Source organism: Anaerotignum faecicola (assembly GCA_024460105.1).
Lineage (GTDB): Bacteria > Bacillota > Clostridia > Lachnospirales > Anaerotignaceae > JANFXS01.
In genome coordinates this window covers 1-443 of record JANFXS010000307.1, presented here as the reverse complement: position 1 = coordinate 443, position 443 = coordinate 1, and the positions used below count along the sequence as shown (strand labels likewise).

The window sequence follows — 443 nt, the reverse complement described above, 5'->3', positions numbered from 1 at the left end:
GGCAAGAAACAGAAACAGGAACATGATATCCAGCATGTCCATGGGCTTTCCGCTTCCGGAGCTTCCCTCCAGTGTCAGAGAAATGTCCGATGCAAACGCGATCTGTCCGCATGCAGCGGACACCCTGATAAACGCCGCCAGGCCAAGTACGCCCCCGGCAATTTTCCTTATCCCCTTCATCATAGATCTCTCCCGTTTTTCTTCTGTCGTTCGTCCTGCTGCCGCCCATCTTTTTTGACCAGTGTTTTGAGCTGTTCCGTAAATACAGACGCAAAGTCCGGCGAAACCTCCGCCGGACTCTTTCTCTCATAAGTTTCCAGTTCCTCCAGTCTGGTGATACCGGCCGGAGATACTCCCACAAGCAGAATCCGTCCCTGAACATCAACAATCATCAGATAGCTGTCCCGCCCCACGGCCAGACGGTCCAGAATCTTCATATCGCC

2 protein-coding genes are annotated in these 443 nt (G+C 53.0%); both read right to left on the bottom strand.

Translation table 11 applies throughout. The features are described 5' to 3' along the window. Positions 1 to 183, bottom strand: a 183-nt coding sequence (locus NE664_14110) for a flagellar biosynthetic protein FliP (protein MCQ4727769.1), incomplete at its 3' end; no start/stop codon positions are given. Next, on the bottom strand, positions 180 to 443 hold a 264-nt coding region (locus NE664_14105; protein ID MCQ4727768.1), incomplete at its 5' end, for a flagellar biosynthetic protein FliO. The genes NE664_14110 and NE664_14105, both read right to left, overlap by 4 nt.